The following is a 15,346-nucleotide window of genomic DNA, read 5'->3' on the forward strand; positions in this document are numbered from 1 at the left end:
GCTCCCCGTACACGGTCGACCGCCGCGAGGTGAACCGATCTAAGTCTGGCTCCATACTCTCGATCCGGTCGCCCGGCAGATAAACATCGATCCGGATCTATCCGGTCTGTTCGCCCCCGACCGAACGATCTGCCACCGGAAGGTGGGGCTCGGTTGCGCTTCGCCAGACAATAGTGAACGATCATGTCAATATGTCCAACTGTCACCGAATCGGTCAATTACTGTACGGATGACGACCTAATGTACTGAATAGAATAGTTTTTAACGACCGACGTGTACGTGTTGGTATGTCTCACTCTGACAACGGACAGACGAAATCGGCAGCGACTCGCCGACGGGTTCTCGCCGCAATGGGCGGTGCGAGCGTTGTCGGCCTCGCAGGTTGTGTCGGCGGCGACGGCGGCGACGGGTCCGACGGGTCCGACGGGTCCGACGGCGGCGACGGAACGAACGAGTTCGTGGCGTCGGCCGGGGCGAACCCCGGGACGTTCGACCCGACGATCATCACCGACGCGACCTCGAACTCAGTCGTCGGGACGATGGCGTACGAGCGGCTGGTCGCGCTGACCTTCGACTACTCCGAGGTCCGCGGCGAGCTCGCCTCCAGCTACGAACAGGTCGACGACACCACCTTCCGATTCACCCTCCGCGAGGGCGTCACGTTCCACAACGGCGACGAGTTCACCGCCGAGGACGTTCAGTTCTCCATTAACCGGACGAGCGGCACGACGAACGACGCCGACGTCTCGTTCATCGAGAACGTCGAGGTCCTCGGCGACTACGAGATCGAGATCACGTCGACCGACCCGCACGCGCCGTTCCTGAACGACCTCGCCGCGGTCCCGATCCTCACGAGCAAGACGGACGCGATCAGCGAGAACCCCGAGCAGGACGACCACGACTTCACCGAGCAGACCCTCGGGACCGGCCCGTGGGAGCTTGAGGAGTTCTCCGCGGAGGACCGCGCCGTCCTCGTCCCGTACGAGGACTACTGGTACGACGGCGACGACTACCCCGGCACCGCGCCGTGGGACCGGGTCACGATCCGCGTCATCCCGGAGCAGGTCTCTCAGGAGGAGGCGATGGCCAACGGCGAGCTCGACATGATCGACAACGCGGCGCCGTTCGAGCTCGACCAGTGGGAAAACCAGACCGGCCAGGTCGTCACCGGTAGCTCCGTCGGCTTCGACTTCATCACCTATCCGGTCAACCAGAGCCCGTTCACGAACCAGAAGCTCCGCCGTGGGATGACCCGGCTCCTCCCGAAGTCCGACGTCATCGAGGCCGTCTTCGGCGGCTTTGCGACCGAGCTCGCGGCCCCGATCAGCCCCGGTCTGGGCGCGTTCTGGGACGAGGAGGAAGAGCAGCGACTCCTCGACGAGTACGTTGGGGAGAACAGAGAGGAGGGCCTCCGCCTCATCGGCGAGGCGTTCGAAGAGGAGGACATCGAGGCGCCGTTCGACATCTCGTTCATCACCAACGTCAACCGCACCCGCGAGCGCTGGATGGAGATCATCCAGCAGACGATGGACGAGACCGAGTACTTCAACGCCGAACTCGACGTCCGCGCGTTCGACGACCTTGTTCCGTTCCTCCTCGATCCCGAGGGCGCCGCGGCCAGCACCGACGTCGTCGGAATCGGCTGGACAGGCGGTTCGGACCCCGACGGTCACACCTACCAGCTGCTCCACTCCAGCCAGCACGTTCCGGACGGGTTCAACTGGAACCTCTACGAGAGCGACGAGATGGACCAACTCCTCATCGACGGGCAGACCACCCTCGGCGCCGAAAACCGGCGCCCGATCTACGATGACCTCCAGGAACTCGTCGCGGAGGAGGTCCCGATGGCGAACATGTGGACCGGCGATGTGATCGACGTCCTCAACCCGGCCAACGTCGAATCGATCGACCAGTGGAGCCCGCACCCGAACGCGAGCAACCGGTACAACACGCTGTACAAGCCGCACCTCGACCAGATCGTGTACCCGTCGGAGTAACGGTCTCGAACCCCGATAGCCCCATTTCACTTCGATGAGCCTTCAACGATTCGTCATTAAACGCGCCCTGATAACCATCCCGCTACTGCTCGGGATCTCCCTGCTCACCTTCGGGATGGTCCACGCCATCCCCGGCGACCCGATCGACTTCATCACGCTGTTCACCGAGCTCGACCCCGAGACGGAGATGGAGATACGAGCCGAGTACGGCCTCGATCAGCCGGTGTACATCCAGTACATCGACTGGGTCACCAGCGCGGCGACGGGCGACTTCGGCCGGTCCATCATTACCCGCGACCCGGTGATAAGCGAGATCATGGAGCGGCTCCCGTACACCCTCGTGATGGGGATCATGGCGTTCGGCGTCACGCTCGCCACGGCGATCCCGACCGGCGTGATCGCGGCGTACTACCGCAACACCAAGATCGATCAGGCCAGCCGCGTGTTCGCGCTGCTCGGGATCGCGATCCCGAACTTCCTGCTCGGCCTGCTGCTGCTCCTCGTCTTCGCGAGCTGGCTCGACCTGTTCCCCATCCTGCCGCCCACCAGTCAGGGGATCGTCAGCTACGACATGCTGGTGTACACCCTGCTGCCGGCGATCACCATCGGGACCGGCTCCACGGCTCTGCTGATGCGGCTGATGCGGTCCTCGATGGTGGAGGAACTCGACAAAGACTACGTCCGGACGGCGCGCGCGAAGGGGCTTCCCGAGCGGACGGTCGTCCAGAAACACGTCCTCCGGAACTCGCTGATCTCGGTCGTCACCGTGGCAGCCATCCAGGTCGCGTTCATCATCAGCGGCTCCGTCGTCGTGGAGATCGTCTTCTCGTACCCGGGCATCGGGCGGCTCCTCGTCAACCGCGTCGGCAACCGCGACTTCCCGGTGATACAGGCGATCGTCCTCCTCATCGGCGTCGCCGTGATACTCGCGAACTTCGTCGCCGACGTGCTCTACGCGTACCTCGATCCCAGAATCCGATACTAGATAATGTCAAGCGAAACCTCACAGCGGACGACGGAACGCGGACGAATACGGGTCTCCGGCTTCGACGTTGAGCGCGTCGAGTCCCGGGACCCGCTCTCCTCGTGGGAACCCGACCTCCAGTCGGAGGCGGGACGCGGGCGCCTCGAGTACGCGTGGCAGCGGTTCAAGCGGAACCGCCTCGCGCTGTTCGGCGCGGCCACCATCGTCTTCATGGTGCTGCTCGCGGTGTTCTCCCGTCCCATCTCGCTCCCGAACGGATTCCCGGTGCTGGCCGGACAGACGGTACAGCCGTTCTCGCTCGCGCCGGCCGACCCCGCGAACCAAGACGTGCTCACCGGCTACCGCGAACCGACCCTCGAGAACCTCTTCTCGGGGACCGCGACCGGACTGTACCTGTTCGGCGCCGACTGGGCCGGGCGCGACATCCTCTCGCGGGTGATGTACGGCGGCCGTTGGAGCCTCTCGATCGGCTTCATCGCCGTCGCGATGGCGCTGCTCGTCGGAATCCCGCTCGGTTCCATCGCGGGCTACTACGGCGGGAAGGTCGACGAGATCATCATGCGGCTCGTCGACCTCCTGTACGCGTTCCCGTTCATCGTGCTCGCGATCGCGGTCATCGCCGTCCTCGGCCGCGGCTACTGGGAGATGATCCTCGCCCTAGTCGTCGTCGGGTGGCTCCCGTACGCCCGCATCATCCGGGGCGAGATCCTCAGCGTGAAGGAGAACGAGTACGTCACGGCGGCGAAGGCGCTTGGCTCCCGCGACCGGTCGATCATCACGCGGCATATCCTCCCGAACGCGATGGCGCCGGTGATCGTCCAGGCGACGCTCAGCATCGGTACCACGGTGCTCGTCGCCGCGGCGCTCGGGTTCATCGGGCTCGGCCTGTCCCCGGCGAGCGCGGAGTGGGGCGTCATGCTCAACGTCGAGCAGGACGCGATCGCTCGCGGCCGCTGGTGGGCCGGGCTGTTCCCCGGCCTCGCGATCTTCGTGTTCGTGATGGCTATCAACCTGGTCGGCGACGGCGTCCGCGACGCGTTCGACCCGCAGGGCGACCAATCTGACACCGACACCGGGGGACTCCGCTGATGGCGATGCTCGAAGTCGAGGACCTCAACGTGCGGTTCTACACCGAGGACGGGGTCGTCAAGGCGACGAACGACCTCTCCTACCGCGTCGAGGCCGGCGAGCGGTTCGGCGTCGTCGGGGAGAGCGGCGCCGGGAAAAGCGTCACCAGTCTCGCCCTGATGCGGCTCATCGACGAGCCGGGCGTCATCGAGAGCGGGGAGATCCGATTCAAGGGGCGGAACCTCTTGGAGATGGACGAAAAGGAGATGCGCGAGCTCCGCGGCAACGAGATCGCGATGATCTTCCAGGACGCGGAGACCGCGCTGAACCCCTCATACACCGTCGGCGAGCAGATTTCCGAGGCGATCCGCTACCACCTCGGACTCGACGAGGCGGCGGCGCGCGAGCGGGCCATCGAGACGCTGGAGTCGGTTGGCATCCCGTCGGCCGCCCAGCGGTACAGCGACTACCCACACGAGTTCTCCGGCGGGATGCAACAGCGCGTCGTGATCGCGATCGCGCTGTCGTGTGACCCCGACCTGATCATCGCCGACGAGCCCACGACCGCGCTCGACGTCACCATCGAGGCGCAGATACTCGAACTGTTAGAGGAGATCGCGACCGAGTTCGACACCGCGATCCAGCTCATCACCCACGACCTCGGCGTCGTCGCCGAGTTCTGTGACCGGGTCATGGTGATGTACGCCGGCCACCCGGTGGAGATGGCGCCGGTCGAGGACGTCTACTACGACCCGCAACACCCGTACACGGTCGGGCTGATGAGTTCCATCCCGCGGATCGGCGACGACCGCGACCGGCTCCAGACGATCCCCGGGCGGATGCCGGACTTGATCGAGATGCCGCCCGGCTGTAACTTCCATCCGCGGTGCCCGTACGCCGAGGAGTCGTGTACCCGGGTGGAGCCGCCCCTCGTCGACGTCGAGACCGGCGAGCCCGCCGACCCGATCAACAGCGACGCGCAGGCCGCGGCCTGTCTCGCCCACACCGGCGAGCTCTCGGGCGAGCTCGACTACGAGGTGACCGTCCGCGGCGAGGACGACCCGGCCGTACCGGGCGACGCGCCGAGCTCGGCGGGGGTGAGCGACCGATGAGCGGCTCGGAGCCGCTCCTCCGCGTCGAGGGGCTCGAGAAGTACTACGAGTCCGAGAGCGACTTCATCGATCGGCTGCTCGGCCGACAGCAGAATGTGAAGGCCGTCGACGGCGTCTCCTTCGAGATCAACGAAGGAGAGACGCTCGGGCTGGTCGGCGAGAGCGGCTGTGGGAAAAGCAGTATCGGGCGCTCGATCCTCAGGCTCCGCGAGCCGACCGCCGGTTCGGTGTACTTCAAGGGGCAGGACATCACGACGCTCTCCGACTCGGAGCTCCGCGACCTCCGGAAGGAGATGCAGATCATCTTCCAGAACCCGCAGTCAAGCCTCAACCCGCGGCTGACGGTGAACGACATCATCGGGGAGGCGCTCGACATCCACGGGATCGAGAGCGGCGTCTCCCGCGACGCCCGGATCAAGGAGCTGCTCGACCGGGTCGGGCTCAACGCGAGCCACGCCAACCGGTACCCCCACGAGTTCTCCGGGGGGCAGCTCCAGCGGATCGGCATCGCCCGCGCGCTCGCCGTCGACCCCGACTTCATCGTCTGCGACGAGCCGGTCTCGGCGCTCGACGTGTCGGTCCAGGCCCAGATCCTCAACCTCCTCGAGGACCTCCAAGACGAGCTGGGGATCGCGTACCTGTTCATCGCGCACGACCTCTCCGTCGTCGAGCACATCGCCGACGAGATCGCGGTCATGTACCTCGGGAAGATCGCCGAGATCGGTTCCCCGGAGGAGCTGTTCGCGCCGCCCCAGCACCCGTACACCGAGGCCCTGCTGTCGGCGATCCCGGAGCCGGACCCGCTGTGGGAGGGCGACCGGATCCTGCTGGAGGGGTCGGTCCCCTCCCCGATCGATCCCCCCTCCGGCTGTAAGTTCCACACGCGGTGTCCCCGCGTCATCCCGCCAGCCGACTACGACTTCGAGCAGTCCGAGTGGCGCGCGGTCATGTCGCTCCGGCACCGCACCCGCGAGGCGGACATCGCCGTCGAGACGTTCGACGCCGGCGAGGCCGCGCTCATGGAGTCGCTCCGCGACGAGCTCGACCTCCCGCCGACGCTGTCGGACCCGGAGGCGGAGGAGGTGGTCCAGGAGGCGCTCCGACTGGTCGCGGACGAGGAGTTCGCCCGGGCCGCGTCCCTCCTCGAGGAGACGTTCGAGACCCCCTGCTCGACGGACGAGCCGGTGCTCCGTGAGACGGACGCCGGACGCGTCGCCTGCCACCTCTTCGATCCGGCCTACGAGAGCGGGCCGACCCGGGGGACGCCGACGGACGACGGCTCCGCGGCGGGGTCGGCCACCAGCGACGACTGACCGCGCTCCGTCGCCCCCATCGGCCCGGAGCGCCCCCGACGACACCCTTATTCCCGCGGGCGGGTACCCTCAGTCATGCCTCGATCACGGCGACGGGACGGCGTCGACCGCTCCGACGACGACCCGTTCCGGCCGAACGAGTCCGCCGAGCGCCACCACCCGCGCGCCGCCAAGACGCTCCCGGCGGCGACGCTGGCCCGGTGGCTCTTCCCGGCGCGAGTTCACCGGTGGGCGGTCTCCGTCAGCGTCAGCACGCCGACGACCGCCTACGAGCGGGGGGAGCCGGTGCCGGTGGCGGTCGAGTTCCGCAACCCGCTCCCAGTCCCCGTGACCGTCGAGACGCGGTCGCCCGTCCCCTGGACGTGGCACGTCGACGGGCACCGCGACGCCTCGAAGGTCCCCGAGCCGCTCCCGGACTCGCCGGCACAGTTCACGCTGGACCGCGGGGAGCGTAGGCGCTTCACCCGTCGGTGGGCGCAGAGCTTCCGGGTCTCGGAGACCGAGTGGAAACCGGTCGACCGCGGGGAACACACGATCGGTGCCGGCCTCGACGTGGCCAACGCCGCCGAGGAGGGCGTGTACGACGAGACGACGATCCGGATCGAGTGAATCGCTCCGGCGCCGTCGAACGCTTCACTCCTCGTCGCTCGGGATGTCGATCTCGGGCTGATGGTAGCGGTCGGTCGCGAGCTCCGCGACCGTCCGGAGGGCCTCGGTGAGGTCGTCGGACTCGTCGAGCGCGTAGTGGTCGGGGTCGCGACCCTCGACTCGATCTATCTTCAGGATGCCGAACCGTTTGAGTTCGTCAAGCGCTTCGTGAACGACGCTCCGGTCGACGCCCGCGCCCGCGGCGATCCGTTCGACCGGTAGCGGCTCGGACGCGTAGAACAGCGTCGCGACGACCCGCGCCCGCACCCGGTTCGCGAACAGGAGCGCGAGCCCGTTCTCCGCCACGAGCCGCGTGTACTCGTCGGTCGATTGCTCGTCCATACCCGCCGTTCACGAGCGAGCGGCATGACGGCTTCGGAACGGGCGGGGCCGCGCGCGCGCCAGTCCCCGCCGAGAGCTCGGACGACCTACGAGTGCTTCGCCGCCAGCACTTCGATCTCGTCGATCTGCGGGTCCTCGACGAGCAGTTCGTCGGCGCGGTCCAGCAGTTCCGCCGCGATCTCGCCGTCGAGGTGCGCCTGCCGGCCCGCCTCGTCGGGGAACGTGTCGAAGATGCCGAACGTGGTCTCGTCCAAGCGCAGCGCGAACCACGTCGTCGTCTGCTCCTCCGCCTCGGCCGCGGGGAGCGCCCCTTCGAGGAACTCGGCCACCTCGTCGGCCTTCTCGGGCTTCGCTTCGAGCCGTGCCTGAAGCGCGTACTCGGAGTCGGACATTTCGGTCGAAACGAGGGCTGCGAGGCGTAAAATCCCCGTGACACCGGGGATCCGGACGCGCGGCTCGACCACCGTCTGCGGCGGCCGGAACGGACCCCGCGGGCTCACCGCTCGCCGGCCTCGTCGCTCCGGCCCTCGGCTCCTGACGCGCGCACGTCGACCATCGCGCCGACCATCTCCACCGGCTCGTCGTCCTCGAACCGGACGATGCCCTGCGAGCGCACCGGCACGTACTCGTCGTCGGCGGTCCGCCAGCGGTACTCGTGCGCGAACTCGCCGTACTCCGCGTCCACGTCGTCGAACGCCGAGGGTTCCCCGGCCGCCTGGCGTTCGTTCAGGCCCCGTGCGACGGCGCGGTCGTCGGGGTGGACGCGTTCGAGCCACCACTCGAAGCCGTCCTCGCGGACGCCGGGCTGGTAGCCGAACTGCCGGATGCCGTCGCTGTACAGCGTCGCGCTCGTCGTCATGTCGCGGAGCCAGAAGGCGTCGGTCGCCGTGCGGGCGACGAGTTCGTACGTCTCGCTCAGTTTCTCCGCCCTGCGGGTCGCCCGCGCCCTGTCGACCAGCGAGCGGACGCGGTTCGCTAACACGGCGTACTTCGACCGCCCCCGTTCCTTCTGAACGTACGCGTCGACGCCGCTCTCGATCGCCTCCGCCGCGACGGCCTCGCTCCCCCGACCGGTGAACAGGATGAACGGTATCGAGTCGTCGACGGACCGGACGCGGTCGACCAGCTCCAAGCCGTCGATCTCCGGCATCTCGTAGTCGCTGATGACACAGTCCACTCGCTCCGCTTCCAGCCGGTCGGGGACCGCCGTCGGATCCGTCTCCGTCTTGACGGTGAGTGACTCGTCCTCTAAGACGAGGCACTCCGCGGCGAGGTCGACCAGACCGGAGTCGTCGTCCACATGTATAACGTTCACTCCGTCAGGTTCGGGGAACGGTAACTCCATGCTCGACTTCGGTTCGATCTATGGGGTCTTCCCCGTAATGACGCTTATGTCTTCAAGCACTAGGCCCGCTGGCACGACCGGCAGACGAGCACGCCCACGCACCGACCGGCGTCGTCAGACCGCCGATACGCCCGTCGGGGACCGTTTCTCCGTCGTCGCGTCTCGGGGCCACCGCGGGGCGAGAGAGCGGGAGCCGTCACTCCGCGTCGCGATCGAGGACCTCCACGTCGTACAGTCCCGTCCAGCGGTAGCGGCGGCCCTGCCAGTCGAACTCCGTCCGCGCGAGCCCGTAGGCCAGCATGGGGAGCGACGCGACGTAGGCCGGGACGGCGAGCACGAACGTCCACCGCCTGACCCCGAAGTAGGCGTACGCGAGGCCGGCGGCGGCCGTCACGAGCGGCACCGTCGCGAGCGGGGCCAGCAGCGTCCCGACCAGGACGGCGAGCTGTACCAGCGCGCCGAAGACAAGTCCGCCGGGGTCGACGTACAGCGCCGTCCGCGTCCAGCGCACTTGGCGGTCGAGCGTCTCCTCGAGCGTCCCGGAGACCGGCATCTGTCGGACGAGGTCCGGAACGGACTCGACGCCCTCGACGCGGTCGGTGAGCAGGGCGTCGTCGCTGACGGTCCGCCGGAGGTCCGCGGCGTACTCGTCCACGTCGACCGCCTCGCGGCGGAACGCCATCGTCCCGCCCCACGCGGTCGTGTCCAGCAGCGTCGTCAGCGCCGCGCCGATCGCGCCCGGCCCCTCCAGCGGTTTCAGCAGCGGGCCCTCGCTGACCAGAATGGGTGCGCTCGAGACGACGTGATCGGGCGGCGCGTCGGCGAGGTGACGCAGGACCCGCGGGAGCCACCTCGGCCCGTGCTCGAAGTCGGCGTCCGTACAGACGATGTGCTCGCCCGTCGCCCGTTCGAGGCCCGCGGCGAGCGCGTTACACTTCGCGGAACACCCCTCCGGCTCGCCGGCGACGACCACCTCCGCCGGCGTGCCCGCCGCGTCCTCGACCACCGGATCGTCGGGCCCGTCGCACGCGATGATGAACTCGCCGTCCCGCGGGACCTGCTCGACCAGTTCGTCGCAGGCCGTCGTCCACCGCCGGGTCGGGAGGACGACGCTCACGCTCCCGTCGACCGCGCTCCGGTCCGACATCCTCTACCCGTAGATACGGCCGGAGCTACATAGACGTCCGGCCGTTATCGGCGTGATACCTCTCGTCGCTCGCGGGTAACAGATGGAAAACCCCGCCTCGCGGATGCGGGAGTACAGGGCTGGCCTCGATACTCACGATCCGGTATCTCTCCACAGGAGGGCTATCTGGATAGATCCGCCGGCCCGTCCAGTCGGTGACCGTATCGCTCCGGAGAATCGCTCGACAGCAGACGCCGAGACTCCGTCGGGGGCTCCCCCGGAGCCCTGCGCTTTCGACGCTCAGATCGGGGAATTCAGCGTGCCGAAGTACACCTGCCACGCGAGGGCGGACTTGGCGACCAGACTCAGCAGGACGTAGCCCTTCTCCCCGAAGAGGTAGTCCTTCCAACGGGAGACTTCCAGATACTGTAGTGCCATGTTCAGCGCGAAGAGGTTGAAGAAGACGAAGATAGAGAGATAGATGTAAATCACGAACTCCGGAAACTCCCCGCCGCTGGACGTCACGGTTCCGACGAACGTGATCGCGATGACGACCCAGGGCACGAGACCGGCGAGGGTCCCCACCCAGTAGGGCGTCCAGTCGACGTCGTCGGTCGACTCGTTGCGCTGTTCCATCAGGAGCCCGGCGAGATTCATCACCGCGATGAGTCCGAACAGCGCAGTAAGCGTCCCGAGGTCCCAGACGCCGGCCAGCATGGCGATCACGACGATCATCAGCGAGGCGCTCACGGAGTACTCGTACCAGCGGTAGGGGTTCATCCCCCTGTCGAGGTAGTCGACGTACCGGTCGTACAGCACGGTCGCAATAGCCGCGTGTGCGAGCGCGGAAATGAAGAGAAACCCCGCCACGAGCAACGGGAGGTTGGCGTCGACGAACGCGACCGTCTCCGGGAAAATGGTCTCGGTCTGGGGGTTGAAACCGTACCTGGTGCGGGTGACCGGCCACAGCACCTCGGCGGCCAACACGACCATCAGTACCCCCTGTAGGAAGTGGAGAACCGCCATGACGCTGTTCCACAGTCGGAGCCGCGTGTCCCGCGCGGAGGGTCGGCCGTCAGAACCGGCCGTCGCTGCGGCGTGCGATCTTGCCATACGACCGGCTGCTACTTGAGCTATATTAGGTCTGTTGACAGGCGCGGCGTGTCATCGAGGGTGCCCCGCTGAACCCGCTCCGAGCCAATATTACCATCGAACTCCGGACGGTAGCCCTCCTCTCTCAGCGGGTACAAGCAAAATTCGCTGCCGCTCGTTCGCTTCGCTTCGAAAATGCGTGGATAGCAAGTCAGCCTCGGTACTCATAGGGCTCGTCGTCGCCGGGTGCCGAGTCCGGCTCGGAGCGGTAGTTCGTCATCGGCCGCTCGTCGCTAGTCGGGCCGGCGAATAAAAGGATCCGGCCGCGCCGTCAGTGCGACGAGCCGGCGTACTCGTTCCAGCGGTCGGTTCCGTTCGCGATCCGCCGGGTGTCGGACGGGTCGAACGTCGCCGCCGCCTGCGCGACCGCCTCGGCGGCGGTCGGAAGGTCGTCGCTCGCGGTCGATTCCGTGGATGGACCCGATCGGTCGGTGGCCTGTTCGGTCGGCGTCGCCTCGCGCGTGCTCGGACCGCCGGGACCGGTCGTCGTCCCCGCCGTCGAGCGTGCGTCAGTCGTGTACTACGGGCGGCACGGTAGGCGCAACGCGCGTATCCTTCATAATTGTTTATGTTAGTATGAGGATCGCCGCGGAGGGAACCGGGGTCGCCGAGGGTGTCGAGACGCGGAACGGCGCTCGGCCCTACCAGGCCGACCACGCGGTGAGCGTCTCGTCGCGGGCGTACACCCGCTTGAGGTCCTTCGCGTAGGCGAGGTCGCCGGGGTGGTCGAGCTTCTCGTGCCGGTACTCGGGCGCGTCCTCGCGGATCTGGAGCCCCTCGATCGTGAACTCCTCCTCGCCGAACTCCACCGTCTCGTCGACGGTGAACTCGTAGTCGCCGGGGACGTTCACGCGCAGCGACCGGGTCTGGTCCGCGTCGCCGTCCTTCGGATGGAGCGTGACCGGGACCGCGACGTTGTCGACCGCGCGGGTCCACAGCGTTTCCACGTCGGTGATGTCCGCCTCCTCGACGCGGTTCTCGGGGCCGAGTTCGATCCCCGTGATCCGCACCTGCATCAGCGCATCGTCGGTGTCGACGACGAACTCCTCGCCGGTGCCTACGTCGCCCTCGGCCGGCACGTCCATCGTCGTCGTGAACGAGTCGCCGTCCTGCGAGACGACGATCGTCACGGCGACGGTCTCCTCCTCGGGGATCTCGGTCTTGTGGGTGTGGTCGCACTCGGTACAGCGCACGGTGGCCTGCCCGCCCGGGCTGAGGACCTCGTGGACGGTCGGCTCGGCGGGCGAACACGACGGGCAGGGGAGCCCGACGCGCGCGCCGGCTTCGGTGTCGCTCATTGGGCGGTCGTATCCGCCGCGTCCGTAAATATCCGCCCCTGTGCGGCCGGTGTGGGTCGCGCTCGCGTGGCGCTCGGCGGCCGGCGCGGTAAGGAAACTGGTTTACCGGAGTCCGCGGAACGGTCGCCCATGATCGTACCCGGGTCCAGCTCGCAGCAGCTCGCGGCCGCGCTCGCGGCGGAGACGGGCCGGGCGCTCGCGACGCCGACCTACGACCGGTTCCCCGACGGGGAGCGGCTCGCGGCGGTGCCCGACTTCGACGCCGACGAGGCCGTGATCGTCGCCACGACCGACTCCGACGAGGCGTGGGTCGAACTGCTCCAGCTCCAGGACGCCGTCCGCGAGGCGGGCGCGACGGACGTGACGACCGTGATCCCGTACATGGGCTACGCGCGGCAGGACGCGTCGTTCGGCGACGGCGAGCCGGTCTCCGCCCGCGCGATGGCGCGGGCGATCTCGACCGGCACCGACCGCGTCTACCTCGTCAACCCCCACGAGGCGAGCGTCGCCGACTTCTTCGACGTCCCCGTCGAGGCGGTCGACGCCGCGGCCGCCCTCGCCGACCCGCTCCCGACGGACCTCGCGGACCCGCTCTTCCTCTCCCCGGACGAGGGGGCCATCGGCGTGGCCGCGACCGTCCGCGACGCGTACGGCGCCGGCGAGACGGACTTCTTCGAGAAGCACCGCGACCGCGAGACCGGCGCCGTCGCGGTGTCGCCCTCCGACGCGAGCGTCGGGGACCGGGACGTGGTCGTCGTCGACGACATCATCGCGACCGGGTCGACGATGAGCGAGTCGGTCGCCGTCCTCACCGACCGCGGCGCCGCCCGGGTGCTGACCGCCTGCGTCCACCCGGTGCTCGTGGCCAACGCGGTGACGAAGCTCCGCGCCGCCGGCGTCGACCGGATCCTCGGCAGCGACACCGTCGAGCGGGGCTGTAGCGTCGTCAGCGCCGCCCCCGCGCTGGCCGACGCGCTGGACTGACGCCGGCCGACTACTCTCCGTCGCCCGGCGCCGACGCCCCGTCTCCCTCCTTCCTATCTCTCTGCTCCCCGTCTCTCTCCTTCTTGTCGTCGACGCGCCGGATCACCTCGGCCGGGTTGCCGCCGACCACCGTCCGGGCCGGCACGTCGTCGACCACGACCGCGCCGGCCGCGACGACCGCGCCGTCCCCGACGGAGACCCCGGGCGCGATCACCGCTCGCCCGCCGATCCACACGTCGTCGCCGACCGTGACGGGGTCGCCGAACTCGCGGCCGGCCGCGCGCTCCGCGGGGTCGATCGGGTGCGTCGCGGTGTAGACGTGGACGCTCGGCCCGAGCAGGCAGTTCTCGCCGAACGCCACCGGCGCGACGTCCAAGACGACGCAGCCGGTGTTCGCGAAGAAGCCGTCGCCGACCCTGACGTTGTACCCGTAGTCGCAGCGGAACGGCGGCACGACGGTCGCGTCGTCGCCGACCTCGCCGAACAGCTCTCGGAGCAGGCGCTCGCGGCGCTCGGTCTCCGTCGGGGCGGTGGCGTTGTACCGGCGGCAGCGGTCCCGCGCGCGCCGCCGGTCGGCGACGAGCTCGGGCGCGGACGGGTCGTACGCCTCACCGGCCAGCATCCGCTGCTTCTCGCGTCCCATACGGCCCCCGGCGCGGCGATCGACAAAGAGCTGTCCGTCTCGGTGGAGCCCAACGCGGTCGACGCTCCGCGGCGCTCTGGGATGCGACTCACACGATCTTCATCATCCGCGTCTCGAACTTCCCGACGCGGACGCGGACCCACCCCGCGAGCTCGTCGTCGAGGTCGGGGTCGTCGGTGTCGACGCGGAGCGCGCGCACGTCGTCGAGCTTCGCCCGCGAGGCGACGATCCGCAGGTCGCAGCGCCGGATCACGGCCGGCGATATCTGCGGGTTGCCGCGGCCGAAGACGAACCCCTGCCCGCCGATGGGCGAGACGACGATCACGTTCTCCTCGCCGAGCGCGTCGAGGATCTCCGCCTCCGTCGCGTCCCGGACGACCGCCTCGCCGTCGCGCCAGACGTCGACGCCGATCGGCGACGGCTCGAAGCCGAGCTCGTCTTTGATCGCGCCGACCGTCGACCCCGGGCCGAGGACGAAGGTGACGCCCTCGCCGTCGCGCTCGCGGATGTCCGCCGCGACGCCCTCCGCCAGCGACTCGACGGTCCCGCTCGCCGTCTGCTTGGAGGACTGGAGGTCGTCGGCGACGGGCACGTGCGCGACCCCCCGAAGCTGCGGGTGGACCTCCCCCTCCCGGTAGGCGTCCTCGTCGATGTCCATCACCTCGCGGCGCTCGGTCCGCGAGAACGACGCGGCGACCTCCGCGGCGTCCTCCGGCGACACCGCGAACACCGACGAGTACACCTTCACGCCCGCCGGGACGCCGAGCATCGGCACCTCGGTGCCCTCCAGCGCCGTCGCCACGTCGGCGGCGGTCCCGTCGCCGCCGACGAAGAGGACGAGGTCGACGGGGTCCGTGGGCTCGATCTCGTCGGCGTCGCCCGCCTCGTCGTCCACTCCCGCGAACGCCCGCACGGCCGCCGCGGTGTGGGCCGCGGTCGTCGCCGTCGGGTCGGGCGTCTCGCCACTGAACGGGTCGACGACGCGGACCGGGTCGAAGCCGGCGTCGCGGACGGCCGACTCGCCCATCGGGCCCGCGGCCACGGAGACGACGGCGTCGGGCGCGACCGCGGCCAGGCGGTCGAGCATCCGCCGCGCGCGGTCCGGTGCCCGCGGCTCCGCGCCGCGCTCGACCGCCTCCGCCACCTTGCCGTCGGTTCCCTTCAGTCCGACGCGGCCGCCCATCCCGGCGACCGGGTTCACCGCGATCCCCACGTGCATGTCAGACGTTCGCCGCGCCGGCCCCTTAAGCGAGACGCGTCCGCCCGCGGCGCGGCGACTCCCGACGCCGGCGGCCCGGTGGGCCGACATATAAAATCCCGCAACACCGAGACA

General features: G+C 68.8%; 15 protein-coding genes. 7 read left to right on the plus strand and 8 right to left on the minus strand.

The features are described 5' to 3' along the window. Window positions 1-350: 350 nt before the first annotated feature. The 6 genes from Q0116_RS03785 (at window position 351) to Q0116_RS03810 (ending at window position 7,084) form a co-directional block, all read left to right on the plus strand. A complete protein-coding gene (locus Q0116_RS03785; RefSeq protein WP_297885654.1) occupies window positions 351-1,997 on the plus strand; it encodes an ABC transporter substrate-binding protein in 1,647 nt (548 codons plus the stop codon). A gap of 34 nt (window positions 1,998-2,031) precedes the next feature. Beyond that, on the plus strand, window positions 2,032-2,982 hold the full coding sequence (locus Q0116_RS03790) for an ABC transporter permease (protein WP_297885656.1): 951 nt from the start codon (window positions 2,032-2,034) through the stop codon (window positions 2,980-2,982). A gap of 3 nt (window positions 2,983-2,985) precedes the next feature. Beyond that, window positions 2,986-4,071: an ABC transporter permease gene (locus tag Q0116_RS03795; RefSeq protein ID WP_297885658.1), complete on the plus strand. Its 1,086-nt coding sequence runs from the start codon at window positions 2,986-2,988 to the stop codon at window positions 4,069-4,071. Further along, window positions 4,071-5,162 carry an ABC transporter ATP-binding protein gene (locus tag Q0116_RS03800; protein WP_297885659.1) on the plus strand — a complete coding sequence of 364 codons (1,092 nt, stop codon included), beginning with the start codon at window positions 4,071-4,073 and terminating at the stop codon, window positions 5,160-5,162. Before Q0116_RS03795 ends, Q0116_RS03800 begins: the two co-directional genes overlap by 1 nt. Continuing rightward, a complete protein-coding gene (locus tag Q0116_RS03805; RefSeq protein ID WP_297885661.1) occupies window positions 5,159-6,475 on the plus strand; it encodes an ABC transporter ATP-binding protein in 1,317 nt (438 codons plus the stop codon). The genes Q0116_RS03800 and Q0116_RS03805 overlap by 4 nt, the downstream gene beginning before the upstream one ends. Window positions 6,476-6,550: 75 nt before the next feature. Then, window positions 6,551-7,084, plus strand: a complete 534-nt coding sequence (locus Q0116_RS03810; RefSeq protein ID WP_297885663.1) for a hypothetical protein — start codon at window positions 6,551-6,553, stop codon at window positions 7,082-7,084. Window positions 7,085-7,108: 24 nt separating this feature from the next. On the opposite strand, the gene Q0116_RS03815 is transcribed toward Q0116_RS03810, so the two are convergent. From Q0116_RS03815 to Q0116_RS03840, 6 genes are all read right to left on the minus strand, one after another. Further along, window positions 7,109-7,465 (minus strand): GntR family transcriptional regulator, encoded by a 357-nt coding sequence (locus tag Q0116_RS03815; RefSeq protein ID WP_297885665.1) that lies wholly within the window; start codon window positions 7,463-7,465, stop codon window positions 7,109-7,111. A gap of 86 nt (window positions 7,466-7,551) precedes the next feature. After that, window positions 7,552-7,857 carry a putative quinol monooxygenase gene (locus Q0116_RS03820; RefSeq protein WP_297885667.1) on the minus strand — a complete coding sequence of 102 codons (306 nt, stop codon included), beginning with the start codon at window positions 7,855-7,857 and terminating at the stop codon, window positions 7,552-7,554. Window positions 7,858-7,961: 104 nt separating this feature from the next. Next, a complete protein-coding gene (locus tag Q0116_RS03825; RefSeq protein WP_297885668.1) occupies window positions 7,962-8,765 on the minus strand; it encodes a response regulator in 804 nt (267 codons plus the stop codon). Window positions 8,766-9,006: 241 nt separating this feature from the next. Then, window positions 9,007-9,957, minus strand: coding sequence for a glycosyltransferase family 2 protein (locus Q0116_RS03830; protein WP_297885670.1), 951 nt, complete (start codon window positions 9,955-9,957; stop codon window positions 9,007-9,009). Between the two features lie 279 nt (window positions 9,958-10,236). Then, on the minus strand, window positions 10,237-11,049 hold the full coding sequence (gene heR / locus Q0116_RS03835; protein WP_297885672.1) for a heliorhodopsin HeR: 813 nt from the start codon (window positions 11,047-11,049) through the stop codon (window positions 10,237-10,239). 680 nt (window positions 11,050-11,729) lie between these two features. After that, complete coding sequence (locus tag Q0116_RS03840) at window positions 11,730-12,386, minus strand: HVO_0476 family zinc finger protein (RefSeq protein WP_297885673.1); 657 nt, start codon at window positions 12,384-12,386, stop codon at window positions 11,730-11,732. Between the two features lie 129 nt (window positions 12,387-12,515). On the opposite strand from Q0116_RS03840, the gene prs reads away from it, so the two are divergent. Beyond that, entirely contained in the window at window positions 12,516-13,370 is an 855-nt protein-coding gene (gene prs, locus Q0116_RS03845; RefSeq protein WP_297885674.1) for a ribose-phosphate diphosphokinase, read from the plus strand. Window positions 13,371-13,380: 10 nt separating this feature from the next. On the opposite strand, the gene Q0116_RS03850 is transcribed toward prs, so the two are convergent. After that, on the minus strand, window positions 13,381-14,013 hold the full coding sequence (locus tag Q0116_RS03850; RefSeq protein ID WP_297885676.1) for a maltose acetyltransferase domain-containing protein: 633 nt from the start codon (window positions 14,011-14,013) through the stop codon (window positions 13,381-13,383). An 88-nt stretch (window positions 14,014-14,101) separates the two neighbouring features. After that, entirely contained in the window at window positions 14,102-15,232 is a 1,131-nt protein-coding gene (locus Q0116_RS03855; protein WP_297885678.1) for an ATP-NAD kinase family protein, read from the minus strand. Window positions 15,233-15,346 lie beyond the last annotated feature (114 nt).

Origin of the sequence: uncultured Halorubrum sp. (assembly GCF_937146585.1) — an archaeon.
In the GTDB taxonomy this organism is placed as follows: Archaea; Halobacteriota; Halobacteria; order Halobacteriales; family Haloferacaceae; genus Halorubrum; species Halorubrum miltondacostae.